Source organism: Reyranella sp. (genome assembly GCF_052439685.1).
GTDB lineage: Bacteria > Pseudomonadota > Alphaproteobacteria > Reyranellales > Reyranellaceae > Reyranella.
In genome coordinates, this window is the sequence record NZ_JBQVQG010000001.1 from 500,814 (window position 1) to 524,365 (window position 23,552).

Below are 23,552 nucleotides of genomic sequence, written 5' to 3' on the forward strand. Positions count from 1 at the left end.
GCGAAGAGCGGCCAAACTCACCGCAGTCGGCGCCGCAGTCAAAGGGAATGGCTGCCAACATCCGGCTGTCGGATGACGGGTTCAGCCTCCCGGCCGCGGCCGCGGCAGCAAATTCTTCCCTACCGTCCGGGCGAAGAGACGGTCTGCGCCGCAGGCGGCGGGAAAGCCGGCGGCGCGGGATTGGCCTGCTTCAGGCCGCCGATCGGCACCGGCGGCGGCAGATCCTGCTGGCGCCAGCCGCCGCCCAGCGCCTTCACGAGATTGGCGCTGGCCGTGAGCCGGCTGAGGCGGATGGTGAGCAGCGCCTGCTCGGCCGACAACGCCGCAGCCTGGGTCTGCACAACGGTCGTGTAGGGAACGGTGCCGACGCGATATTGATTGAGTGAAAGTCGTTCGGCTTCGCGGGCGGCGGCGACGGCGGCCCGCTGCACCCGCTCCTGCGCGACCAGGATGCGCTGTTGCGCGAGCGCGTCCTCGACCTGCTGGAACGCGGTCAGGATGGTCTGGCGATAGGTCGCGACCGTGGCGTCGTAGCTCGCCCGCGCACCCTGGACCTGCGCGGCAATCGCGCCGCCATCGACCATGGTGCCGGCGATTTGCGGCCCCACCGACCAGGCGGCGGTGCCGAGTTGCAGCAACGACCCTAGGCCGCCGCTCAGGAAGCCGATCGTCGCGCCGAGCGAGATCTGCGGATAGTAGGCGCCCTTGGCGACACCGATCTGGGCGTTGGCCGCCGCCATCTGGCGCTCGGCCGTGGCGATGTCGGGCCGCCGCTCGAGCAGGGTCGACGGCACGCCGGCATCAACCGTGGGTACGGTGAGCTGCGTCGGGGCCGGCGGGATCGTCACTTCCGACGGCGCCTTGCCGACCAGGAGCGCGATCGCATGTTCCAGCAGCGCACGGTTGATGCTTTCGTTCACGAGCTGCGCGCGGGTCTGTTCGTACTGCGTCTGGGCCTGCACGAGATCGACCCGCGAGACGATGCCGGCGTCGACCTGGTTCTGCGCGATCTGCATCGAGCGCAGATAGGCCGCGACGGTCGCCTCGTAGAGCCGCTTGCGATCGTCGGAGATGCGCAGCGAGGCGTAGTTCGTCACCAGGTCCGTCTGCGCCGACAGCCTTGCATTGGCGAGATCGGCATCGCTGGCCTGCGCCGATGCCGAATCGCTCTCGACCTGACGGCGGATCGTACCCCAGAGGTCGAGTTCCCAGTTGAGCGTGCCGCCGGTCGAGAACTGGCCCACCGTGGAATCGAAGCGTGTCACCGCCAATGTGCTGCTCGTGCCGGTGCCGCGCTGGCCGCCGGTGCCGGTCTGCTGCGCGGCGCCGGTGCCGGTGATGCTGGGGTAGAGCGCCGCACGATCCTGGGCGATCAGCGCCCGCGCCCGTCGATAATTGGCCTCGAAGATCTTGAGGTTCTGGTTCGAGACGTCGACCTGGGCCGCGAGACTGTCGAGCGTCGGATCGCCGTAGACCCGCCACCACTGCCCGCGATCCGCGCCGTCGCTCGGCTGAGCCGGACGGAAGAGAGAGGCCGCCCCCGGCGGGAGCTCCGCTTCCTTGTACTGCGGCGCTACTGGACTGGCCGGCGGCGCGCGTTCGTAGTCCGGCCCGACGAGGCAGCCCGAGACCAGCAGCAGGGGAAGAAAGGCCGCGCTGCGCCTCATGCCGGCACTCCGCCGCTGCCCATCACCCGCGCAACGCGGCTCGGCTGGTCGCGGTCGCGGCGGCGGAAGCGGTCGAGATAGAGGTAGATCACGGGTGTGGTGTACAAGGTCAGGATCTGACTCACGATGAGGCCGCCGATAATCGAGATGCCGAGGGGCCGACGCAACTCCGCGCCATCGCCGTAGCCGATGGCCAGCGGCAGGGCGCCGAGGATCGCCGCCATGGTCGTCATGAGGATGGGCCGGAAGCGCAGGATCGCCGCCTGATGGATCGCGACGGAGGGTTCGAGTCCTTCGGCGCGTTCACGTTCGAGCGCGACGTCGATCATCATGATGGCGTTCTTCTTCACGATGCCGATCAACAACAGCACGCCGATCATCGCGATGATGCTGAATTCCACGCCGGAGAATTGCAGCGCGAGCAGCGCGCCGATGCCGGCCGATGGCAGGGTGGAGAGGATGGTGATCGGATGGATGTAGCTCTCGTAGAGGATGCCGAGCACGATGTAGACGGCCGCCAGCGCCGCCAGCACCAGCAGCAGCTGATTGTTGAGCGACTGCTGGAAGGCGCGCGCCGTCCCCTGGAAGGCTCCGTGCAGGGTCGTGGGCACGCCGATTTCCCGCATCGTGTCGTTCACGTACTGCACGGCGTCGCTCAACGTCTTGCCCGGCGCCAGGTTGAAAGACACGGTGCTGGCCACGAACATGCTCTGGTGGTTCACGGCGAGCGGTGTCGTGCCGTACTCCCAGCGCGTCACCGAAGACAGCGGTACCAGCGTTTCGGGCGTGGTGCTGACGGCCGCGCCCGTCGAGGCCGAGCCGCGACCGCTGACGGCGATCTGGTTGGTGCGCAGATTGCGGACGGCCTGGGCCGGATCGATGGTCAGCGCGCCGGTGCCAACCGCTCCGGATGAAGACGTACTTGTCGTTGATGAGATACTGCCCGTCGTCTGGGTGCCGCTCAGGGCGCCGCCCGACTTGGAGACATAGATGTCCTTCAGAGACTCGGGACTTTCCCACCATTGCGGCGCCACTTCCATGACGACGTGATACTGGTTGAGGGCGTTGTAGATCGTCGAGACTTGGCGCTGGCCGAAGGCATCGTAGAGCGTCGCGGAGATGCTGCGCGTCGATATGCCGAGACGGCTCGCCGCATCCCGGTCGATGGTGAGGTCAAGCTGCAGCCCGCGCTGCTGCTGGTCGGAATCGACGTCGGTGATCACCGACGTGTCGGCCTGCAGAGCCCGGGTGAGCCGCGGTCCCCAAGTATAAAGATCGGGCAGCGAATCGGCCTGCAGGGTGAACTGGTATTGCGCGTTGCCCTGGCGCCCGCCGACGCGGATGTCCTGCACGGCCTGCAGGAACAGCATGGCGCCGGGGACCTGGTTGAGCTTGGGCCTGAGCCGCGCGATCACCTGGTCGGCCGTGACGTCACGCTCGCTGAGCGGCTTTAGGGTCGCGAACAGGAAGCCCGAATTCGTCTGCCCGCCACCGGTGAAACCGGCGACGCTTTCGATCGCCGGATCGGAGCGCACGATCTCGACGAACTGGCGGAATTTCCGGCGCATGGCCTGGAAGGAAATGCTCTGGTCGGCGCGAATGCCGCCCATGATGCGGCCGGTGTCCTGCTGCGGGAAGAAGCCCTTGGGAATCGTCACGTAGAGATGGATGTTGAGCAGCACCGTCGCCAGGAAGACGAACATGGTGAGCAGCGGATGGCGCAGCACCAGCCCGAGGCTGCGGCCATACAGGCGCTGCAGGCCGCCCAGGCCACGTTCGCTGAGACGAGCCAGGAAGCCAGGCTCGCGATGCGGGCCCGGCGGCCGCAGCACGTAGGCGCACATCATCGGCGTGGTCGTGAGCGACACGACCATCGAGATCAAGATCGCCATCGACAGCGTCACCGCGAATTCGCGAAACAGGCGGCCGACGATGCCGCTCATGAGCAGGATCGGGATGAAGACCGCGATCAGGGAGATGCTCATCGACACGACGGTGAAGCCGACCTCGCGGGCCCCCTTGAGAGCCGCCTCCATTCGCGACATGCCGGCCTCGATATGGCGGCTGACGTTTTCCAGCACGATGATCGCATCGTCGACCACGAAGCCCGCCGCGATGGTGAGCGCCATCAGCGAGAGGTTGTTCAGGCTGTAGCCCAGCAGGTACATGCCGCCGAAGGTGGCGACCAGCGACACCGGCACGGTCACCGCGGCGATGAAGCCGGCGCGGGCCGAGCGCAGGAAGGCGAAGGTCACCAGCACGACCAGTATCACGCCGATCAGCAGCGCCTGCTCGACCTCCTTGAGGGCCGCACGGATCGTGGTCGTGCGGTCGCTGACAACCTGCAGCTCGACGTCGTTCGGCATCGAGGCCTGCAGCTCGGGCAGCAGCGCCTTTATCTCGTCAACCGTCTCGATGATGTTGGCGTTGGGCTGCTTGTAGATGATGACCAGCACCGAACGCTTGCCGTTGGCCTGGCCTTCGTTGCGGATGTTCTCGGTCGAATCGATCACTTCCGCCACGTCCGACAGCCGGACCGGCGCGCCGTTGCGCCAGGCTATGATCAACGACCGGTATTCATCGGCGACCGTCGCCTGGTCGTTGGAGTAGATCTGGAAGCGCCGATCGCCGACCTCGATGGCGCCCTTGGGCGAGTTGGCATTGGCGGCGGCCAGCGCCGCCCGCACGCTTTCCAAGCCGATCCCGTATTTGTTGAGCGCCGTCGGATTGAGTTCGACCCTTACCGCGGGCAGCGAACTGCCCCCCAGCTGCACCTGGCCGACGCCGCTCACCTGGCTGAGTTTCTGCTGCAGGATGTTGGAACCGGCATCGAACAGCCGGCCCTGGCCCAGCGTGTTCGAGGTGAGGGCGATCACCATCACTGGCGCGTCGGCGGGGTTGATCTTGCGGTACTGCGGATTGCTGCGCAGGTCGGCGGGCATGTCGGCGCGGGCGGCGTTGATCGCCGCCTGGACGTCGCGGGCGGCACCATCGATGTCGCGCGACAGGTCGAACTGCAGCGTGATGCGCGAATTACCAACCGTGCTGGACGAGGTGATCTCGCTGACACCCGCGATCGCGCCCAGCCGCCTCTCCAAGGGAGTCGTCACGCTGGTCGCCACCGTCTCCGGCGAGGCGCCTGGCAGGCTCGCCGTCACCTGGATGGTCGGAAAGTCGATCTTGGGCAGCGGCGACACGGGCAGGCCGAAAAAGGCCACCAGGCCGGCCAGCGCCAGCCCGATCGTCAGCAGGGTCGTGGCCACGGGGCGCGCGATGAAGGGCGCCGACAGGTTCACGGCGTGCCCTCTCCCGCCTCGGCGCGCACGGGATGGAGTGGCGTATCGAGCGGCATGCCGCGCAGGCGGCGGCCCAGCCGGTCGAAGGCGAGATAGATCACCGGCGTGGTGAACAGCGTTAGCATCTGGCTGACGATCAGGCCGCCGACGATGGTGAGACCGAGCGGTTGACGCAGCTCGGAGCCGGTGCCGGAGCCCAGCATCAGCGGCAGCGCGCCGACCAGGGCCGCGACCGTGGTCATGAGGATCGGTCGGAAGCGCAACAGGCAGGCCTGGTGGATCGCCTCGCGCGGCGCCTTGCCCTCGTTGCGTTCGGCGTCGAGCGCAAAGTCGATCATCATGATCGCGTTCTTCTTCACGATACCGATCAGCAACACGATACCGATGATGGCCACGATGCTGAGGTCGGTGCCGGCCAGCATGAGAGCGAGCAGAGCGCCGATGCCCGCCGACGGCAGGGTCGAGAGGATCGTGATCGGGTGGATGTAGCTCTCGTAGAGCACGCCCAGCACGATGTAGACGGTGACGATGGCGGCCAGGATCAGCAGGAGCTGGCTGTCGAGCGACTTCTGGAAGGCCAGCGCCGCGCCCTGGAAATGCGTGGTGATCGAGCGCGGCATACCGATCTCGCGCTGCGCGGCAACGATGGCGTCGACCGCCTGCCCCAGCGCGAAGCCCGGTGCCAGGTTGAAGGAAATGGTGGTGGCCGGGAATTGGCCGAACCGGTCGAGCCGCAGCGGCGCCGTACGCTCCTCGAAGGTCGCGATCGCCGACAAAGGCACCTGCTTGCCGCCCGTCGAGCTCGGCAGGTAGAGGTCGTTGAGCGAGGCAAGCGAGCGAGACATTTCGGGCTCGACCTCGTAGATGACCCGATACTGGTTGGACTGCGTGTAGACTGTCGAGACGATGCGCTGACCGAACACGTCGTAGAGCATGTTGTCGACCGTGGCCGCGGTGATGCCGAAGCGCGCCGCGGCATCACGGTCGATCCGGATGAACATCGACAGGCCTTTGTTCTGCAGGTCGCTCGTCGCGTCGATCAGTTCGGGCAGCTTGGCCAGGCGGTCCATCAGGCGTGGCACCCAGGCGTCGAATTCGGCGGCATTGGCCGATTCCAGGACGAACTGATACTGCGTGCGGCTCACCGTCGAATCGATGGTGAGGTCCTGGGCGGGCTGCATGAACAGCGAAATGCCCCGGACGCCAGACGTCTCCCGCTGAAGCCGGCGGATCACCTGCGCCGCGCTCAGCGAGCGTTCGCCGCGCGGCTTGAGGTTGATCAGCATGCGACCCGAGTTCAGCGTCGGATTGGTGCCGTCGACGCCGACGAACGACGTCAGGCTCTCGACGTCGGGATCCTTGAGGATCGCCTCGGCCAGGGTGCGCTGGCGCTCGCTCATCGCGGCGAAGGAAGTGCTCTGCGGCCCCTCGGTGACGGCCTGGATCAGGCCGGTGTCCTGCACCGGAAAGAAGCCCTTGGGAATGACGACATAGAGCACGACCGTCAGAACCACCGTGCCGACTGCGACCAGCAGGGTGAGTGCCTGATGCCGGAACACCACGACCAGGCAGCGGTCGTAGAAGCGGATGAGGCGGGAAAACCAGCCGGTGCCAATCGTTTCCGGCTCGACCGTGGCTTCCGCGTGTGACGCGCCCGGCGAAGACGGCCGCTGGCGCAGGAACTGGGCGCACAGCATCGGCACGAGGGTGAGCGACACCACGGCGGAGATCAGGATGGTAACCGACAGGGTGACGGCGAACTCGCTGAACAGACGGCCGACCACGTCGCTCATGAACAGCAGCGGGATCAGCACGGCGATCAGCGAGACGGTGAGCGACACGACGGTGAAGGCGATCTGCCTGGAGCCCTTGAGCGCCGCCGTCTTGGGATCATCGCCGCGTTCGATATAGCGCGCGATATTCTCGATCATGACGATTGCATCGTCGACGACGAAGCCGGTGGCGATGGTGAGCGCCATGATCGACAGGTTGTTGAGGCTGAAGCCGGCGAGGTACATCACCGCCAGCGTGCCGACGAGCGACAGCGGCACCGAAAGGCTCGGGATGATCGTCGCCCGCGCATCGCCCAGGAAGGCGAAGATCACCGCCACGACCAGGACGACGGCGAAGCCCAACTCTATCTGCACGTCGCGGACGGAAGCCCGGATGGTCAGCGTCCGGTCGGTGAGGATGGTGACGTCCAGCGAATTGGGCAGAGTCTCGCGCAGGGTCGGCAGCAGGGCCTTGATGCGGTCCACGACCTCGATGACGTTGGCGCCGGGCTGGCGCTGAACGTTCACGATCACCGCCTGCGTGTTGTTCGCCCAGGCGGCGATCCGGGTGTTCTCCTGGCCCTCCTCGACCGACGCCACATCGCGGATGCGGACGGGCGCGCCGTTGCGGTAGGCCACGATGATGTCGCGGAAGGTATCCGGATCGGTGATCTGGTCGTTGGCGTTGATGGTGAGGGCGCGCGCCGGCCCGTCGAAATTGCCCTTGGGCGTGTTGACGTTGGCGTTCGAGATGGTGGTGCGCAGGTCGTCGATGTTGAGGCCGTAGGCGGCGAGCGCGGTCGGATTGGCACGGATGCGCACGCCGGGTTTCTGGCCTCCCTCGAGGCTCACCAGGCCGACGCCGGGCAGCTGCGAGATCTTCTGGGCCAGCCGCGTATCGACCAGATCGTGGACCTTGGTGAGCGGTTCGGTCTTCGAGGTGACGGCGAGCGTGAGGACCGGCGCGTCGGCCGGGTTGAACTTGGCGTAGGTCGGTGGCGACGGCAGATCGCCCGGCAGGAGATTGCCCGCGGCATTGATCGCGGCCTGGACCTGCTGCTCGGCAACGTCGAGGCCGAGCTTGAGGTCGAACTGCAGGGTGATCGACGAAGCGCCGGCCGAGCTGGTCGACGTCATCTGATTGAGGCCCGGCATCTGGCCGAACTGACGTTCCAGCGGCGCGGTGACGGAGGTGGTCATCACCTCGGGGCTGGCCCCGGGATAGAGCGTCAGGACGCGGATCGTCGGATAATCGACCTGCGGCAGGGCGGAGAGCGGCAGGAAGCGGTACGCGATGATGCCGACCAGCATGATCGCGACCATGAAGAGCGAGGTCGCGACCGGCCGTTCGATGAAGATCCGCGACGGATTCATGTCGCGCTGGGCTACTGGTTGGTCTGCGCTGCCGGACGGCCGGGATTGGGCCCGCCGCCGGGAGCGCCGTTGGCCTGCCGCCGGCGCTGTCCCTCGGCCGGAGCCTGGGCATCGGGCGGCGCGTTGGCGACCGGCGGTCCCGCCGAGGCGCGCGGGGTGGGTTTGCGGATCTTGGCGCCGTCGCGCAGGCGGTCGACGCCGTCGATCACGACCTGGTCGCCGACCTTGAGACCTTTGAGGATCGCCACCTTGTCACCGTCGGTCACCCCGAGCTCCACGACCCGGATCTCCACCGTGTCGTCGGCCTTCGCGAGATAGACGAAGGTGCCGGGCTGACCGCGCTGGATCGCGGCCACGGGAACGACGACGGCATCCTTCACCGTGTCGGCCAGCAGGCGGACGTTCACGAACTGGTTGGGAAACAGCGATTCGTCGGCATTGTCGAAGATCGCGCGCAGCTTCACGGTGCCGGTCGTCAGATCGATCACGTTGTCGGTCGTATCGAGACGGCCGACGGCCAGCTCGTTCTTCTGCGAGCGATCGAGCACACGCACTTCAAGGTTCTCGCCCGTCTTCAGCCGTTGCCGCACCAGCGGGAGGGAATCTTCGGGGATCGTGAACAGGACCGAGATCGGCTGCACCTGAATGATGACGCAGATGCTGCTGGCGTCGCCCATGGTGACATAATTGCCCTTGTCGACCATGCGCAGGCCGATCTTGCCGGTCAGCGGCGCGACGATCCGCGTGTAGGTGACGTTGAGCTTGGCGGCGTCGACCTGCGCCTGGTCGATGACCAGCGCGGCCTCGTACTGACGGACCAGGGAGATCTGCGTGTCGTACTGCTGTCGCGCGATCGAATCCTGCTGCACCAGCTTGCGGTAGCGCTCGAGATCCGTCTGGGCGTTCTTCAGCAGCGCCTCGTCGCGCTGTTGCTGTCCGATCGCCTGCTGGAGGGCCACCTCATAGGGGCGCGGGTCGACCTGCGCCAGCAGTTCGCCCTGCTTCACCGCCTGGCCTTCCTTGAAATAGACCTCGGTGAGCTGGCCCGTGATCTGGGTCTTCACGTTGACGGTCTGGAGCGGCGTCACCGTACCCAAGGCCCGGAGCACGATGGGGATCTCGCCCTTGGCGGCGGTGGCAACCCCCACGGGGACCGCCGCACCCGCGGCAAACCGACCGGCACCCTGACGAGCAGGCGGCGCCGAGCCCGACTGCGAAATGTACCAGCCCGCGCCAGCCACCACGGCCAGCCCGAAACCGATCCCGAGGAGGGTTCGCAGCCGCTTCATTCGTCTCACATACTCCAGAAAACACAGCCCGTTTCACATACGAGCCGGCGGCGCGGAGTCTCCCCCACGTAAATGGCGGACGCAAGGCGACAGGCCGCGAACGCGGGACGACAACGCCCGAGGGGCCGAAAAGACCCCTCGGGCGCTACGGACAGTCTCCTCAATCCGCGCGCTTGTCCTCGACGTAGAGGTTGCCGCCGCCTTCCCGGAACCTGGCACTCATCTCGTCCATGCCCTTCTTCGCGTAGTCCCGGATGTCCTGGGTGATACGCATCGAGCAGAACTTCGGACCGCACATCGAGCAGAAATGCGCGGTCTTGTGGGCTTCCTTGGGCATCGTCTCGTCGTGGAACTTCTCGGCCGTGGCGGGATCGAGCGAGAGGTTGAACTGGTCGCGCCAGCGGAAGTCGAACCGGGCGCGGGACAGGGCGTCGTCGCGCAGGCGGGCAGCGGGATGGCCCTTCGCCAGATCGGCGGCATGGGCCGCTATCTTGTAGGTGATCACCCCCACCTTCACATCATCTCGATCCGGTAGGCCGAGATGCTCCTTGGGCGTCACGTAGCAGAGCATCGCCGTGCCGAACCAGCCGATCATCGCGGCGCCGATGCCCGACGTGATGTGGTCGTAGCCGGGCGCGATGTCGGTGACGAGCGGCCCCAACGTGTAGAATGGCGCCTCGCCGCATTCGCGCAGCTGCTTGTCCATGTTGGCCTTGATCTTGTGCATCGGCACATGGCCCGGCCCCTCGATCATGACCTGGCAGCCTTTGTCCCAGGCCACCTTGGTGAGCTCGCCCAGAGTCTCCAGCTCGGCGAACTGGGCGGCGTCATTGGCGTCGGCGTTGCAGCCCGGCCGCAGCCCGTCGCCCAGCGAGAAGGAGACGTCGTACTTGCGCATGATGTCGCAGATGTCACCGAAATGCTCGTAGAGGAAGCTCTCGCGATGCTCGGTGAGGCACCATTGCGCCATCATCGAGCCGCCGCGGCTCACGATGCCGGTGACCCGGCTGGCCGTCAGCGGCACATGCGCGAGACGCACGCCGGCATGGATCGTGAAGTAGTCGACGCCCTGCTCGGCCTGTTCGATCAGCGTGTCGCGGAAGACTTCCCAGGACAGTTTCGTCGGGTCGCCGCCCACCTTCTCCAGCGCCTGGTAGATCGGCACGGTGCCGATCGGCACCGGTGCATTGCGCACGATCCATTCGCGCGTGTCGTGGATGTTTCGCCCCGTCGAGAGGTCCATGACGGTGTCGGCGCCCCAGCGGATCGCCCACACCATCTTCTCGACTTCTTCCTCCATCGACGAGGAAACGGCGGAGTTGCCGATGTTGGCGTTGATCTTCACCAGGAAGTTCCGGCCGATGATCATCGGCTCGAGTTCGGTGTGGTTGATGTTGGCCGGGATGATGGCGCGACCGGAGGCGATTTCCTGGCGCACGAACTCCGGCGTGATGAAGGCGGGCAGCGCCGCACCGAAGCTCTCGCCATCCGCCAGCCGCGCCTCGGCCTCGTCGAGCACCGCCTTGCGACCGAGATTCTCGCGCGCCGCGACGTAGATCATCTCCTTGGTAACGACCCCCGCCCGCGCCCATTCGAACTGGGTGATCGACTTGCCGTCGAGCCCGCGCAACGGTCGCGGCGTATGCGGAAACGGCCGCAGCACCGATTCCTTCACGTTGCCGTTGTCGATCGGCTGGATCGTACGGCCGGCATAGTCCTCGACGCCGCCCCGCTCGAGGACCCAGGCACGCCGCGTCTGGGCGAGGCCCTTGCGCACGTCAATCGCGACCTCGGTGTCGGTATAAGGCCCGGTCGTGTCGTAGACGCGCACGGGCGGCTCGGTAGGCGACGAAAGCTCGATCTCGCGCAGGGGAACGCGCAGGTCGGGCGCGGCCTCGGGCGTTGCGTACACCTTGCGGGATGCAGGCAGCGGCCCGGTCGTGACGGTCGGGGCGGTGGTGGTGACGATGGTGTCCATGATGGATCTCCCGTGGCTGGTTGGCAGACGGAGATCCGGTGTTGTCGCGCAAAGGATGTATCCATTCCCTTCGCCGGCATGACCCGGATCAGGTTCAAAGGGTCACCGCGCCGACGCCAGTTGGACTGGCGACCATCGGTATCTCAGCCCCTTGTCGGGACCCCCCTTGGACACGGCGACCCTAGAGCGGTCACGGACCGACGACAAGCGCCGCTCACGAGCGTTCGCAAACTGTCTGCAAACCTGCGCAATTCCTTAACCCCTGCCCTTTAGCTTATGCGCCGCACGGGCGGGGGTCATGTCGCGGGTTACACTGTTCGCCACGGCGGCTGGCTGGCTTCTCCTGCTCTCCGCGCCTGCGTTTGCACAGGCGCCCGCAGATGGGCTGAAGGCCGAGTTGCAACGCTTCCTCTACGACGAAGCGACAACGGTCGTTCACAGCCGCAGCTATCTCTTCGACCGACAGAACCATGCGCCGCCCAGCCTGGCCGCCGCCGTCACCGGTGGATGGGTCGGCCTGCAGACCGGATGGTTCTACGACACGCTACAGCTCGGCGCCGTGGGCTACACGACGCAGCCGCTGTGGGCGCCGCAGGGTCGAGACCTCACCTCGAACGGGACGTCACTCCTCAAGCCCGGAGGATATGGCTACTTTACCCTCGGCCAGGCCTACGCCTCGGTCCGCTGGAACAAGCAGACTGTCACGGTCTTCCGGCAGTATCTCGACGAACTCGAAGTGAATCCGCGCGACGATCGCGAGATTCCCCAGACCTTCGAAGCCTATGCGCTGCGCGGCGCCGTCGGGCCGGTCAATTACTTCGCGGGCTACGTGGCGGCGATGAAGCCGCGCGACTATTCCGCCTTCATCAACATGGGCGAGGCCGCCGGCGCGCCGAATGCCAACAAGGGCATGGGCCTGTTCAGCGTGAAGTACGGCAGCATGAGCGACCTGCAGATCCGCGCCTCGACCTACTATGTCCCGGACATCCTGTGGTCGAGCTACGCCGACGCCGGCGGCACGATCAGGGTGAACGAGGATCTCCGCGTCCAGCTGGCCGCGCAATTCGCGGTGCAGGGCAGCAACGGCCTCAACCTCCTGACCGGCCAGCCCTCCAGCACCTTCTGGGGCGGCTTCCGCGCGGATGCCTTCTGGGGGCCGATGGCGTTCCGCCTGTCCTATACGCAGATCGGCTCGGCGGCGAACTGGCGCAATCCCTACGGCATCTTCATCGGCTACAACAAGATGCAGTCGCTGGATTTCAACCGGGCCGGCGAGATGGCCGTGACGGCGGGCGCCAGCTACGACTTCAAGGGCGCGGGGCTTCCCGGCGTGATCTTCCTCGCGACGGCGACCTACGGCGGCAACTCGGTCAATCCCCAGACTCACACGTCGCTCTCCAACAACTGGGAGTACGATCTCGAGCTGGCCATCAGGGGCGACGCCATGACGAATGCGCCCGACTGGCTGAAGCCGTTCAACCTGCGCAACCGCGTCGCCTTCGTCGATCAGTACCTCAACAACACGGTCAACTCCTATACGGAGTACCGCGTGCAGCTGAACTACGAGCTGACCTGGAAGGGCCCGCGCCTGCGTCAATGACGGCGCGCAGCCACACTCATGTCGTTCTGTCCGCAGCGAAGAACCTGAGCGAGCGGCCACAGGACTCCGTGGCTAGCATGAGATCCTTCGCTTCGCCCCAGAGCGGGGATTTCCCCGCTCGCGATGACAGAAGAAAAGGAAACGACTCGGCTTGCGCTACACGACCAGAGCGCTGCGCATCTCGGCGATGTCGGCGTCGGAGTAGCCGGCTTCCTTCAGCACCTCGTCGGTGTGCTGGCCGAGCGTCGCCGGCGGCCGGTCGATCGAGCCGCCGCCATGCTCGAGCCGGAAGCCCGAGCCGACGACCTTGATCGGGCCATGCTCGGTTTCGACCGTCTGGAGCACGGTGCGGTGCTTGAAGAGGTCGAGCTGTGCCGTCTCCGGGATGCTGTGGACGCGGCCGGCCGGCACGTCGGCCTTGGCGAAGCGCTCGATCCAGACGGCCGAGTCCTCGGTCTTCATCGCGCCTTCGACGATCTCGTGCAGGGCGATGTTGTTGTCGATGCGCGTCGCCCAGTCGACGAAGCGCGGATCGTCCAGCACTTCCTCGCGACCCAGCACCTTCATCAGGCGCTTGAACTGCGGGTCGGTCATGACGGCCAGTACGATCCAGCCGTCCTTCGTCTTGAAGAGATTGCCCGTGGGCTTGCGCGTCACCGACAGGTTGGCGGCCTGGCCGTGGACCCGGCCGGTCATCATGTGCTCGGTGAACTGCTGGGCGAGATAGCCCATCACCGAGTCGATCATGGCGACGTCGACGAGTTGGCCCTTGCCGGTGTGCGTGCGCTGGTACAGCGCCGAGGCGATGCCCAGGGCGGCCGTCGCGCCCGACATCACGTCGGCGCCGGCGAAGCCCACGCGCGTGGGGCCGTTATTCTCGAAGCCGGTGATCGACATCAGGCCCGACATGGCCTGGATCATGCCGTCGAAGGCCGCGGTCTTGGACTCCGGGCCCACCTGACCGAAACCCGACACGGCGCAGTAGATCAGCTTGGGATTGATCGCCTTCAACGTCTCGTAGCCGATGCCGAGCTTGTCCATCACGCCCGGCCGGAAATTCTCGACCACCACGTCGGCCGTCTCGACCAGACGCTTCACGACCTCGATCGCCTTGGGCTGCTTGAGGTCGAGGGTGATCGACCGCTTGTTGCCGTTCACCGCGACCCAGGGAGCCGCCAGGCCCCGCTTCTCCCAGTCGTTGGACCGGGTGCCGAAGCGCATGTCGTCGCCTTCGCGCGACTCGATCTTGACCACGTCGGCGCCGAGCAGGGCGAGCTGGTAGGAGCTGTAGGGCCCCGCCAGCACGCGCGTGAAATCGACGACCTTTACGCCCTTGAACGGCTTGCTCATTACTCGGATCCTTAGGCGACGCCGGCCTTCTTGCGCTGGCCGAGGGCGACCTGCTTGATCTGATCGAAGTCGGCCCGCCGCTTGGCGATCTCTTCGGCGCTCATGCGCGAGATATTGTTGTAGTCGTTCTTCCAGTCGCCATCCTCGGTCCAACGCAGCGGCGACTGAACCGTGGTGCGCGGGCCGATGGCGCTTTCGAGCACGCGCAGCGCGAGGTCGAGCGTGAAGGCCTGGGTGTCGGGCTCGTGCGGCTTGCCGCAGGCATTGCCGAGCGGGAAGTCGCTGAACAGGAAGCGCGGCGCGCCGGCCAGCTCGACGATGTCCTTGGCGCAGCCCATGACGACCGTCGGGATGCCGTTGCGCTCGAGATGGCGCGCAACCAGGGTCGAGGTCTGGTGGCAGACCGGGCAATTCGGCACGATCACCGCCGCATCGACACCGTCCTCGCGGCACCGGGCGAGGATCTCGGGCGCATCGGTTTCAAGAGTGACGCGCTGGCTGCGATTGGTCGGCGCGCCATGGAAGCGCTTGGCCAGCGTGAAGCGGCCCTGCCCCGCCAGCTTGCGCATCAGCGGCAGCGGGAACCAGGTGTTGCTGTCGGTCGCCGTCGTATGCTTGCGATCGTAGCCGATGTGGCTGATGCGCATGTCGTGGTCGACCGCCGTGTCGCCCGAGAGCACGGTGTAATACTTGGCGGCGGCGTTGTAGAGCGCGCCCGGCCCCTGATCGCCCTTGTCGGGCTGATAGGGCGCCGACGTGGTGATCAGCGTCACCGTGCTGTCCTTCAGCGGCTTCTTCAACGGCGTGAAGGGCGCATCGACATAGTGGGCCCAGCGGTAGGGATTGTCGTACCCCAGGGCGAGGTAATACTCGCGGGTGCGGCGCATGTATTCGAGGGGCGTGTCGAAGTCAGGCGCGAAATTCATGGTGTCGGTCATGGAAGAAAGTTGAGCGCTGGGGCGTGCGAAGTCAAACGAGCAGACGCCGGTGTTCGCAGGACGATATGTCGGGCAGGCAGGACAGGTCCGACGTTCCAGCCGTTGGGAAACCTGACCCCGATGTAACCGCCCGGCCATAGTGCCGCCCAACTCCCTCGCGCTATATATGAAACGACACCGGACAGGCTGGGGAGCGCACCGCATGGCGATCAAACGGCGCAGCATATTGGCAGGCGGCGCGGCCCTTTGGGTCGGCGCGCCGGCGATTCTGCGGGCCCAGAGCCCGGCGGCTCCCGCTGCGGGCGGCAAGGCTGCGGCGGACACGATCCATGTCAGTCATGGTTTCGCCATGCACGGCGAGCCCAAGTACAAGGCCGATGCCGGCCCGCCCGACTATGTGAATCCGGACGCGCCTAAGGGCGGCAGCGTCCGGCTGGGCGCCCGCGGCACCTTCGATTCCCTGCACCCTTTCATCATCAAGAGCGTGCCGGCCGCCGGCATCAGCCAGCTCTGGGACACGCTGTGCTTCAATTCGCGGGACGAGGCCTCGACCGAATACGGGCTGATCGCCGAAACGATCGAATGGCCCGAGAACCGGTCGTGGGCGGCCTTCACGCTCCGGCCGCAGGCGCGCTGGCACGACGGCAGCCCGATCACGGTCGAGGACGTGATCTTCTCGCTCGACATCCTGAAGTCGAAGGGCCTGCCGAACTACGCCTTCTATTACAACGACGTGCTGAAGGCGGAGAAGGTCGGCGACCGCAAGGTGAAGTTCACCTTCCGCGACGACACCAACAAGGAGCTGCCGCTCATCATCGGCCAGCTCCCGATCCTGCCGTCCAAGTGGTGGGCGAGCCGCGACTTCGAGAAGGTGTCGCTCGAGCCGGCGCTCGGCAGCGGCCCCTACAAGGTCGAGTCCTTCGATGTCGGCCGCTCCATCGCCTATCGCCGGGTCGACGACTGGTGGGCGAAGGATCTCTGGATGAATCGCGGCCGCAACAACTTCGACGTGATCCGCTACGAGTACTATCGCGACGTCACCGTCCAGTTCGAGGCCTTCAAGGCTGGCGATCTCGACATGCGCCAGGAGAACATCGCGCGCAACTGGGCGACCGCCTATGACATCCCGGCGGTGCGCGACGGCCGCATCCAGCGCGCCGAGATCCCGCATGAGCTGCCGACCGGCATGCAGTGCTTCGCCTTCAACACGCGCCGCGACTACTTCAAGGACAAGCGCGTGCGCGAGGCGATCTCGACGATGTTCGACTTCGCCTGGGCGAACAAGAACCTGTTCTACGGCATGTACAAGCGGAACATCTCGTTCTTCGGGAACTCGGAGCTCGCCTCGTCGGGCCTGCCGACCGCTGCCGAGCTGAAGTACCTCGAACCGTTGCGCGGCAAGATCCCCGAGGAAGTCTTCACCAAGGAATTCAAGCTGCCGGAGACCGACGGCACCGGCAATGTCCGCGACCTGGCGCGAAAGGCGCTGGCCCTCCTCAAGGAAGCCGGCTGGGAGATCAAGGACGGCAAGATGACAGAGACGAAGACGGGCCGGAAGCTCGCCTTCGAGATGCTCCTGGGCGACGCCAGCTTCGAGAGGGTCGTTCTTCCCTACAAGCAGAACCTCGAGCGCATCGGCATCGACATGACCGTCCGCACGGTCGACACCGCGCAGTTCAAACGACGCGAGGACGAGTTCGACTTCGACATGATGGTCGACGGCTTCGGCCAGTCGCTGTCCCCGGGCAACGAGCAACGCGATTTCTGGGGGTCGAACGCCGCCGACAGCAAGGGCAGTCGCAATACGATCGGCATCAAGGATGCCGCCATCGACTCCCTCATCGAGACCCTGATTGGCGCGCCCGATCGCGAAAGCCTGATCAACGTCACGCGCGCGCTCGACCGCGTGCTCCTGTGGAGCAGCTTCGTGGTGCCCAACTGGCACAGCAACACCGCCTACGTCGCCTACTGGAACCGGTTCGGCCGGCCGGCCAAGAATGCGAAATACGCCCCGGTCGCCTTCGATACCTGGTGGATCGACGAGGCCAAGGACCGCGCCCTGCAGCGCGACAGGAAGTAGGCGTCCGGCCCCTCCATGATCGCCTATATCCTGCGACGCCTGATGCTGGTGGTGCCGACCCTGTTCGGCATCATGGTGGTCAACTTCTTCATCATCCAGGCGGCGCCCGGCGGCCCGGTGGAGCAGATGCTGTCCCAGATCCAGGGCACGGCGGTCGACGCGACGGAGCGCTTCTCCGGCAGCTCGAGTGGCGGCGAGACGCTGCGCAAGGGCGGCCAGGACTCGGGCAGCGGCACCTATCGCGGCGCCCGCGGCCTGCCGCGCGACCTGATCGAGCGCATCGAGAAAATGTACGGCTTCGACAAGCCGATGGGCGAGCGCTTCGTGCTGATGATGAAGAACTACCTCGTCTTCGATTTCGGCGAGAGCTTCTTCCGCAACAAGCGGGTCGTCGATCTCATCATCGACAAAATGCCTGTGTCGATCTCGCTGGGCCTCTGGACGACTCTGCTGATCTACTTCGTGTCGATCCCGCTCGGCATCGCCAAGGCGGTACGCGATGGCTCGCGCTTCGACGTCTCGACCTCGACCGTCCTCATCGTGCTGAACGCCATCCCGGGGTTCCTGTTCGCGCTCCTGCTCGTCGTGCTGTTCGCTGGCGGCGGCTATTTCAAGTGGTTCCCCCTGCGCGGCCTCGTCTCCGACGACTGGAGTTCGCTCGGCCCCATCGACAAGGTGCTCGACTATTTCTGGCACATGGCCCTGCCGATCGGCGCCATGGTGATCGGCGGCTTCGCGACGCTTACTTTCCTCACGAAGAACTCCTTCCTCGAGGAGATCCACAAGCAATATGTGCTGACCGCCCGCGCCAAGGGCCTGGTCGAGCGCCGCGTGCTCTACGGCCACGTCTTCCGCAACGCCATGCTGATCGTGATCGCGGGCTTTCCCGCCGCCTTCATCGGCGTGCTGTTCACCGGCTCGCTGCTGATCGAGGTGATCTTCTCGCTCGACGGCATCGGCCTGCTGGGCTTCGAGGCGGCGCTCAACCGCGACTATCCGATCATGTTCGGAACGCTCTACTTCTTCGGACTGATCGGCCTCGTCATGGGGATCCTGGGCGACATCATGTACACCGTGGTCGACCCCCGGATCGATTTCGAGGGACGTTCCTGATGAACCCGATGAACCGTCGCCGGCTCGCGGCCTTCCGCTCCAGCAAGCGCGGCATGATCTCGCTCGCGGTCTTCGGGCTGCTGTTCTTCGTCTCGCTGTTCGCCGAGCTGCTGGCCAACGACAAGCCGATCCTCATCCGCTACGATGGCGCCTTCTACTCGCCGATGGTGAGGGACTATCCCGAGACGACGTTCGGCGGCGATTTCCCGACCAACACCGTCTATTCCGACCCGGAGGTCCAGAAGCTGATCGAGGACAAGGGCTGGATCCTCTGGCCGCCGATCCCCTACAGCTACGACACGGTGCTGAAGGGTGAGGGGCGCACGACCCTGCAGCCGCCCTCGCCCCAGCACTGGTTGGGTACCGACGACAGCGGCCGCGACGTGATGGCCCGTCTCATCTACGGGTTCCGCATCTCCGTCCTGTTCGGCCTGGTCCTCACCCTGGCCAGCACGGTCATTGGCATCGCCGCCGGCGCGGTGCAGGGCTATTTCGGCGGCGTGGTCGACCTCCTGATGCAGCGTTTCCTCGAAATCTGGTCGAGCATGCCGACCCTCTATCTCCTGATCATCCTGGCGAGCTTCATCCAGCCGGGCTTCTGGGTGCTGCTGGGGATCATGCTGCTGTTCAGCTGGATGGCGCTGGTCGGGCTGGTGCGCGCCGAGTTCCTGCGCGGCCGCAACTTCGACTATGTGCGGGCGGCCCGGGCGCTGGGTATGATGGATGCGCGCATCATGTTCCGGCACATCCTTCCCAACGCAATGACGGCGAGCCTCACCTTCCTGCCCTTCATCCTGGCGGGTTCGGTCACGACGCTGACTTCGCTCGACTTCCTGGGCTTCGGCCTGCCGGTGGGCTCGCCCTCGCTCGGCGAGCTGCTGCTGCAGGGCAAGAACAACCTCACCGCCCCGTGGCTCGCCTTCACCGGCTTCTTCGTCATCGCGCTGATGCTGTCGCTGCTGGTGTTCATCGGCGAGGCGGTGCGCGACGCCTTCAACCCGCGCAAGGTGCTGGCGTGAGCGACCCCCTCTTGCTCGAGGTCAAGGACCTCTCCGTCAACTTCGGCACCGGCGACAAGGCGGTACGCGCGGTGCGCGGCGTCAGCTTCGACATCAAGCGCGGCGAAACCGTCGCGCTGGTGGGCGAATCGGGTTCCGGCAAGTCTGTGACGGCGCTGTCGGTACTGCAGCTCCTGGCCTATCCGTCCGCCAGCCATCCCACCGGCAGCATCCGCTTCCAGGGCAAGGAGCTGGTCGGTGCCTCGACGCGCGAGCTGCTGGCAGTGCGCGGCAACCGGATCTCGATGATCTTCCAGGAGCCGATGACCTCGCTCAACCCGCTGCACACGATCGAGCGGCAGGTGAACGAGGTCTTGATCCTGCACAAGGGCCTGTCGCGCGAGGCGGCGCGCAAGCGCACGCTCGAACTGCTCGAACAGGTCGGCATCCCCGATGCCGCCAACCGGCTCGACGCCTATCCGCACCAGCTCTCCGGCGGCCAGCGCCAGAGGGTGATGATCGCCATGGCACTCGCCAACGAGCCCGACCTGCTGATCGCGGACGAGCCCACGACGGCGCTCGACGTCACCATCCAGGCCCAGATCCTGAAACTGCTGAAATCGCTGCAGGCGCGCTACGGCATGGCGCTGCTGTTCATCACCCACGACCTCGGCATCGTGCGCAAGATGGCCGACCGGGTGTGCGTGATGACCCAGGGCCGGATCGTCGAGCAGGGCCCGGTGGAAGAGGTCTTCGACCGGCCGCAGCACAGCTATACGCAACATCTTCTCTCGGCCGAACCCAAGGGCCGGCCGGCGGCGGCCGATCCCGCCGCGCCCGAGATCCTGCGGCTCGACGATCTCAAGGTGCACTTTCCGATCCGGCGCGGCGTGATGCGCCGGACGGTCGGCCACGTGAAGGCGGTCGACGGGGTCAGCCTCGCGCTGCGTGTGGGCCACACGATCGGCCTGGTCGGCGAATCGGGATCGGGCAAGACGACGCTCGGTCTCGCCCTGCTCCGACTCGAGCGCAGCGAGGGCGGCATCCGGTTCGACGGCCGCGACCTGCAGGGGCTCGGACAACGCGAGCTGCGGCCGATGCGCCGCGAGATGCAGATCGTCTTCCAGGATCCGTTCAGCTCGCTCAGCCCGCGCATGTCGGTCGGTGAGATCGTGGGCGAAGGGCTGGAAGTCCACGGCATCGGCACGAAGGAGGAGCGCAACGTCCTGATCGACCAGGTCCTGCGCGAAGTCGGCCTCGACCCGTCGAGCCGCGAACGCTATCCGCACGAATTCTCCGGCGGCCAGCGCCAGCGCATCTCGATCGCCCGCGCCCTGGTCCTGAAGCCGCGGCTGATGGTGCTCGACGAGCCGACCTCGGCGCTCGACATGAGCGTCCAGGCCCAGATCGTCGATTTGCTGCGTGACCTCCAGCAGCGGCACAAGCTTGCCTATCTTTTCATCAGCCACGACCTCAAGGTCGTGCGGGCGCTGGCCGACGAAGTCGTGGTGCTGCGTCACGGCAAGGTGGTCGAACGCGGACCGGCGACGCAGATTTTCGAGGCGCCGCAGACGCCTTACACCCAGGCGCTGATCGCCGCGGCCTTCAATCTCGAAGCGATCGGCGGCGACAGCCGGATCGTCGCTTCCTGATCGACAAGAAAAAGCGAACGGGGCTCGACCCGGCGAGTCCGCCTCATTACAAAGACTGAATGACCGCCGCTATTGCCTATATCAGCCGCGATACCGACGGCATCCTCTGGAAGAAGGTCCTCGAAGCGGGCCTCGGTCCGCTCGATTTCCGCACACGGGACAATCTCGGCAACAAGGATGAGATCGACGTCGTCCTCGCCTGGAAGCCCGATCGCGGCCTGATCGCTTCCTTCCCCAACGTGCAACTGATCGTGTCGCTGGGCATGGGTGTCGATCACCTGCTGGCCGACGACCAGCTTCCCGCCGGCGTGCCGATCACGCGCATCATGGACGACGGTCTCGTCGGCCAGATGAGCGAATACGCCATCTACTGGGCGCTGCGTCACCATCGCGACATCGACAAATATGCCGAGAGTCAGCGGGCGAAGCGGTGGAAGCCCGAGGACTTCGTCGACACCATCGATCGCCGCATCGGCATCACCGGCCTCGGCACCATCGGCCAGGACACGGCGAAGAAGTTTGCTGCACTCGGCTTCCCGACCGCCGGCTGGAGCCGCACGCAGAAAAGCCTGCCTGGCGTCGAGACATTCCACGGCCCCGACGGGCTGGCGGCCTTCCTCGCCCGCACCGACATCCTGGTGAACGTGCTGCCGCTCACGCGCGACACCAAGGGCCTGCTCGACGCCAAGCTGTTCGCGGCGCTGCCCAAGGGCGCCTACCTAATCAACATGGGCCGCGGCGGACACGTGATCGACGACGACCTCCTCGCCGCGATCGATTCAGGCCATCTCTCCGGCGCCGCACTCGACGTGTTCAACACCGAGCCACTGCCCGAGAACCATCCCTACTGGACACACCCGAAGGTCAAGGTGACGCCGCACATCGCCGGCGCCACCAACCCGCGCACCGCCTCGCCCGGCGTGATCGAGAACATCAAGCGCATGCGGGCGGGCCAACCGCTGGTCAACACGGTCGATCCGGTCACGGGGTACTGAGCAGCCTCCAGATAAAGCCGTCGTCTGTTTTCTGGGCTCGGAAGCCTCTCGACTACTTGCCGAACCTATCCGCGATCGTGCGGTAGATCGCGCGGGCGACCTGGGCTTCGCCGCCCTCGGGCCGGCCCGGCCGGCTGGTATTGTTCCAAGCCATCATGTCGAAATGCGCCCACGGCACATCGTCGGCCACGAACTCCTTGAGATAAAGCGCCGCGGTGATCGCGCCACCGAAGGCGCCGGCCGAGACGTTGTTGATGTCGGCCACCTTGCTGTCGAGCATCCGGCGGTAGGCCGGGAAGAGCGGCATCCGCCACATCGGATCGGTCACCTCTTCACCGGCGGCGACGAGCGAATTCGCGAGCTTGTCGTCGTTGCAGAACAGCGCCGGCAGATCGGGTCCCAGCGCCACACGCGCCGCGCCGGTGAGGGTCGCGCAATCGATCATCATCGCGGGCTTCTCCGACGCGCCTTCGTGCAGGGCATCGCACAGGATCAGGCGACCTTCGGCATCGGTATTGCCGATCTCGACGGTGATGCCCTTGCGCGTCGTGATCACGTCCATCGGCCGGAAGGCGTTGCCCGAAACCGAATTCTCGACCGCCGGGATGAGCACGCGCAGCCGCACCGGCAGGCCCGTCGCCATGATCATCGAGGCCACCGCGAGCACGGTCGCCGCGCCGCCCATGTCCTTCTTCATCATCAGCATGCCGGCCGCCGGCTTGAGGTCGAGGCCACCGGTGTCGAAGCACACCCCTTTGCCGACCAAGGTCACCTTGGGGTGGCTCGCCTTGCCCCAGGTGAGATCGATGAGCCGCGGTGCGCGGGCCGATGCCCGGCCGACCGCATGGATCGTCGGATAATTCTGCTTCAGCAGCTCGTCGCCCGCGATGACCTTCATCCTGGCTTTGTGCGCCTTGGCGAGAGCCTGCGCCGCCGCCGCCAGTTCGGCCGGGCCCATGTCGGAAGACGGCGTGGTGATGAGGTTCCGCGCCATCGAGATCGCCTCGACGGTCGCCGTCGCGCGCTTCTTGTCGGCATCGGCCGGCCACACGAAGCGCGGGCCGGGCTTGGCCTTGGTCGCGCGATAGCGATCGAAGGTCCAGGCGCCCAGTCCGATGGCCACGACCACGTCGGTCATCGAAACCGGTCCAGTCTCGCCCTCGAGCCGCCAGGTCCCTACCGGGAGCTTCGAGCTCAGGGCGCCGAAATCCCACAGCGTCGGCGCGTTCGGAATCACAGACACTGCACCCGAAGCCTTGCCGTCGTCGCCCGGCAATACCGCGATATCTCCGGGCGATCCCGAGATACCGAGCGATTCGACCCAACCCCGCTGCACCGCGGACTGCGCCTTCAACCAGGCACCCCACTTCGAATGACCCACAAACTGCAGGGGCAAGGAGGAAGAAGAACGGTCGACGAACGGCAGCGACATGGCCATGCTCACAATCAT

Annotated in this window: 14 protein-coding genes and 1 riboswitch; of the genes, 6 read left to right on the forward strand and 8 right to left on the reverse strand. The window is 66.0% G+C overall.

All coding sequences use genetic code 11. The features are described from left to right. Window positions 1-119: 119 nt before the first annotated feature. The 5 genes from ACT6UX_RS02455 to thiC all read right to left on the reverse strand — a co-directional run bounded on the left by ACT6UX_RS02455 (window position 120) and on the right by thiC (window position 11,376). Window positions 120-1,667 (reverse strand): efflux transporter outer membrane subunit, encoded by a 1,548-nt coding sequence (locus tag ACT6UX_RS02455; RefSeq protein WP_444773544.1) that lies wholly within the window; start codon window positions 1,665-1,667, stop codon window positions 120-122. After that, complete coding sequence (locus ACT6UX_RS02460; protein ID WP_444773545.1) at window positions 1,664-4,963, reverse strand: efflux RND transporter permease subunit; 3,300 nt, start codon at window positions 4,961-4,963, stop codon at window positions 1,664-1,666. The genes ACT6UX_RS02455 and ACT6UX_RS02460 overlap by 4 nt, the downstream gene beginning before the upstream one ends. Further along, window positions 4,960-8,109 carry an MdtB/MuxB family multidrug efflux RND transporter permease subunit gene (locus ACT6UX_RS02465; RefSeq protein ID WP_444773546.1) on the reverse strand — a complete coding sequence of 1,050 codons (3,150 nt, stop codon included), beginning with the start codon at window positions 8,107-8,109 and terminating at the stop codon, window positions 4,960-4,962. The genes ACT6UX_RS02460 and ACT6UX_RS02465 overlap by 4 nt, the downstream gene beginning before the upstream one ends. Before the next feature lie 11 nt (window positions 8,110-8,120). Beyond that, window positions 8,121-9,398 (reverse strand): MdtA/MuxA family multidrug efflux RND transporter periplasmic adaptor subunit, encoded by a 1,278-nt coding sequence (locus ACT6UX_RS02470; protein WP_444773547.1) that lies wholly within the window; start codon window positions 9,396-9,398, stop codon window positions 8,121-8,123. Window positions 9,399-9,558: 160 nt separating this feature from the next. Then, window positions 9,559-11,376: a phosphomethylpyrimidine synthase ThiC gene (gene thiC, locus ACT6UX_RS02475; protein WP_444773548.1), complete on the reverse strand. Its 1,818-nt coding sequence runs from the start codon at window positions 11,374-11,376 to the stop codon at window positions 9,559-9,561. Window positions 11,377-11,423: 47 nt separating this feature from the next. Beyond that, window positions 11,424-11,553: riboswitch (TPP riboswitch) on the reverse strand. Window positions 11,554-11,674: 121 nt separating this feature from the next. Between thiC and ACT6UX_RS02480 the strand changes: the two genes are divergently transcribed. After that, a complete protein-coding gene (locus tag ACT6UX_RS02480; protein WP_444773549.1) occupies window positions 11,675-12,976 on the forward strand; it encodes an OprD family outer membrane porin in 1,302 nt (433 codons plus the stop codon). 156 nt (window positions 12,977-13,132) lie between these two features. Here the strand turns inward: ACT6UX_RS02480 and ACT6UX_RS02485 are convergent, their stop codons facing one another. Together ACT6UX_RS02485 and ACT6UX_RS02490 are read right to left on the reverse strand one after the other, a co-directional pair. Further along, window positions 13,133-14,326, reverse strand: coding sequence for a CaiB/BaiF CoA transferase family protein (locus tag ACT6UX_RS02485; RefSeq protein WP_444773550.1), 1,194 nt, complete (start codon window positions 14,324-14,326; stop codon window positions 13,133-13,135). 11 nt (window positions 14,327-14,337) lie between these two features. Beyond that, entirely contained in the window at window positions 14,338-15,252 is a 915-nt protein-coding gene (locus ACT6UX_RS02490) for a glycine reductase (protein ID WP_444773551.1), read from the reverse strand. Between the two features lie 214 nt (window positions 15,253-15,466). Here ACT6UX_RS02490 and ACT6UX_RS02495 point away from each other — a divergent pair, with 214 nt between their 5' ends. From ACT6UX_RS02495 to ACT6UX_RS02515, 5 genes are read left to right on the forward strand one after another with little or no spacing between them, the layout of a single operon-like run. Further along, window positions 15,467-17,344, forward strand: coding sequence for an extracellular solute-binding protein (locus ACT6UX_RS02495; RefSeq protein ID WP_444773552.1), 1,878 nt, complete (start codon window positions 15,467-15,469; stop codon window positions 17,342-17,344). Between the two features lie 15 nt (window positions 17,345-17,359). Further along, the gene (locus ACT6UX_RS02500) at window positions 17,360-18,457 is read left to right on the forward strand and encodes a microcin C ABC transporter permease YejB (protein WP_444773553.1); all 1,098 of its coding nucleotides are present in this window, start codon (window positions 17,360-17,362) and stop codon (window positions 18,455-18,457) included. Then, window positions 18,457-19,476, forward strand: a complete 1,020-nt coding sequence (locus ACT6UX_RS02505; protein ID WP_444773554.1) for an ABC transporter permease — start codon at window positions 18,457-18,459, stop codon at window positions 19,474-19,476. Before ACT6UX_RS02500 ends, ACT6UX_RS02505 begins: the two co-directional genes overlap by 1 nt. Next, a complete protein-coding gene (locus ACT6UX_RS02510) occupies window positions 19,473-21,107 on the forward strand; it encodes an ABC transporter ATP-binding protein (RefSeq protein ID WP_444773555.1) in 1,635 nt (544 codons plus the stop codon). Before ACT6UX_RS02505 ends, ACT6UX_RS02510 begins: the two co-directional genes overlap by 4 nt. Before the next feature lie 59 nt (window positions 21,108-21,166). Further along, entirely contained in the window at window positions 21,167-22,102 is a 936-nt protein-coding gene (locus ACT6UX_RS02515; protein ID WP_444773556.1) for a 2-hydroxyacid dehydrogenase, read from the forward strand. A gap of 52 nt (window positions 22,103-22,154) precedes the next feature. Here the strand turns inward: ACT6UX_RS02515 and ACT6UX_RS02520 are convergent, their stop codons facing one another. Continuing rightward, entirely contained in the window at window positions 22,155-23,534 is a 1,380-nt protein-coding gene (locus ACT6UX_RS02520; protein ID WP_444773682.1) for a leucyl aminopeptidase family protein, read from the reverse strand. Between the last annotated feature and the right edge of the window lie 18 nt (window positions 23,535-23,552).

What these genes read in the sequence shown, in the direction of transcription:
- ACT6UX_RS02455 (WP_444773544.1), bottom strand. Translation starts at nt 1,667, where the DNA reads ATGAGGCGCAGCGCGGCCTTTCTTCCCCTGCTGCTGGTCTCGGGCTGC.
- ACT6UX_RS02495 (WP_444773552.1), top strand. Translation starts at nt 15,467, where the DNA reads ATGGCGATCAAACGGCGCAGCATATTGGCAGGCGGCGCGGCCCTTTGG.
- ACT6UX_RS02480 (WP_444773549.1), top strand. Translation starts at nt 11,675, where the DNA reads ATGTCGCGGGTTACACTGTTCGCCACGGCGGCTGGCTGGCTTCTCCTG.
- ACT6UX_RS02520 (WP_444773682.1), bottom strand. Translation starts at nt 23,534, where the DNA reads ATGTCGCTGCCGTTCGTCGACCGTTCTTCTTCCTCCTTGCCCCTGCAG.
- ACT6UX_RS02490 (WP_444773551.1), bottom strand. Translation starts at nt 15,252, where the DNA reads ATGAATTTCGCGCCTGACTTCGACACGCCCCTCGAATACATGCGCCGC.
- thiC (WP_444773548.1), bottom strand. Translation starts at nt 11,376, where the DNA reads ATGGACACCATCGTCACCACCACCGCCCCGACCGTCACGACCGGGCCG.
- ACT6UX_RS02505 (WP_444773554.1), top strand. Translation starts at nt 18,457, where the DNA reads ATGAACCCGATGAACCGTCGCCGGCTCGCGGCCTTCCGCTCCAGCAAG.
- ACT6UX_RS02470 (WP_444773547.1), bottom strand. Translation starts at nt 9,398, where the DNA reads ATGAAGCGGCTGCGAACCCTCCTCGGGATCGGTTTCGGGCTGGCCGTG.
- ACT6UX_RS02500 (WP_444773553.1), top strand. Translation starts at nt 17,360, where the DNA reads ATGATCGCCTATATCCTGCGACGCCTGATGCTGGTGGTGCCGACCCTG.
- ACT6UX_RS02485 (WP_444773550.1), bottom strand. Translation starts at nt 14,326, where the DNA reads ATGAGCAAGCCGTTCAAGGGCGTAAAGGTCGTCGATTTCACGCGCGTG.
- ACT6UX_RS02515 (WP_444773556.1), top strand. Translation starts at nt 21,167, where the DNA reads ATGACCGCCGCTATTGCCTATATCAGCCGCGATACCGACGGCATCCTC.
- ACT6UX_RS02465 (WP_444773546.1), bottom strand. Translation starts at nt 8,109, where the DNA reads ATGAATCCGTCGCGGATCTTCATCGAACGGCCGGTCGCGACCTCGCTC.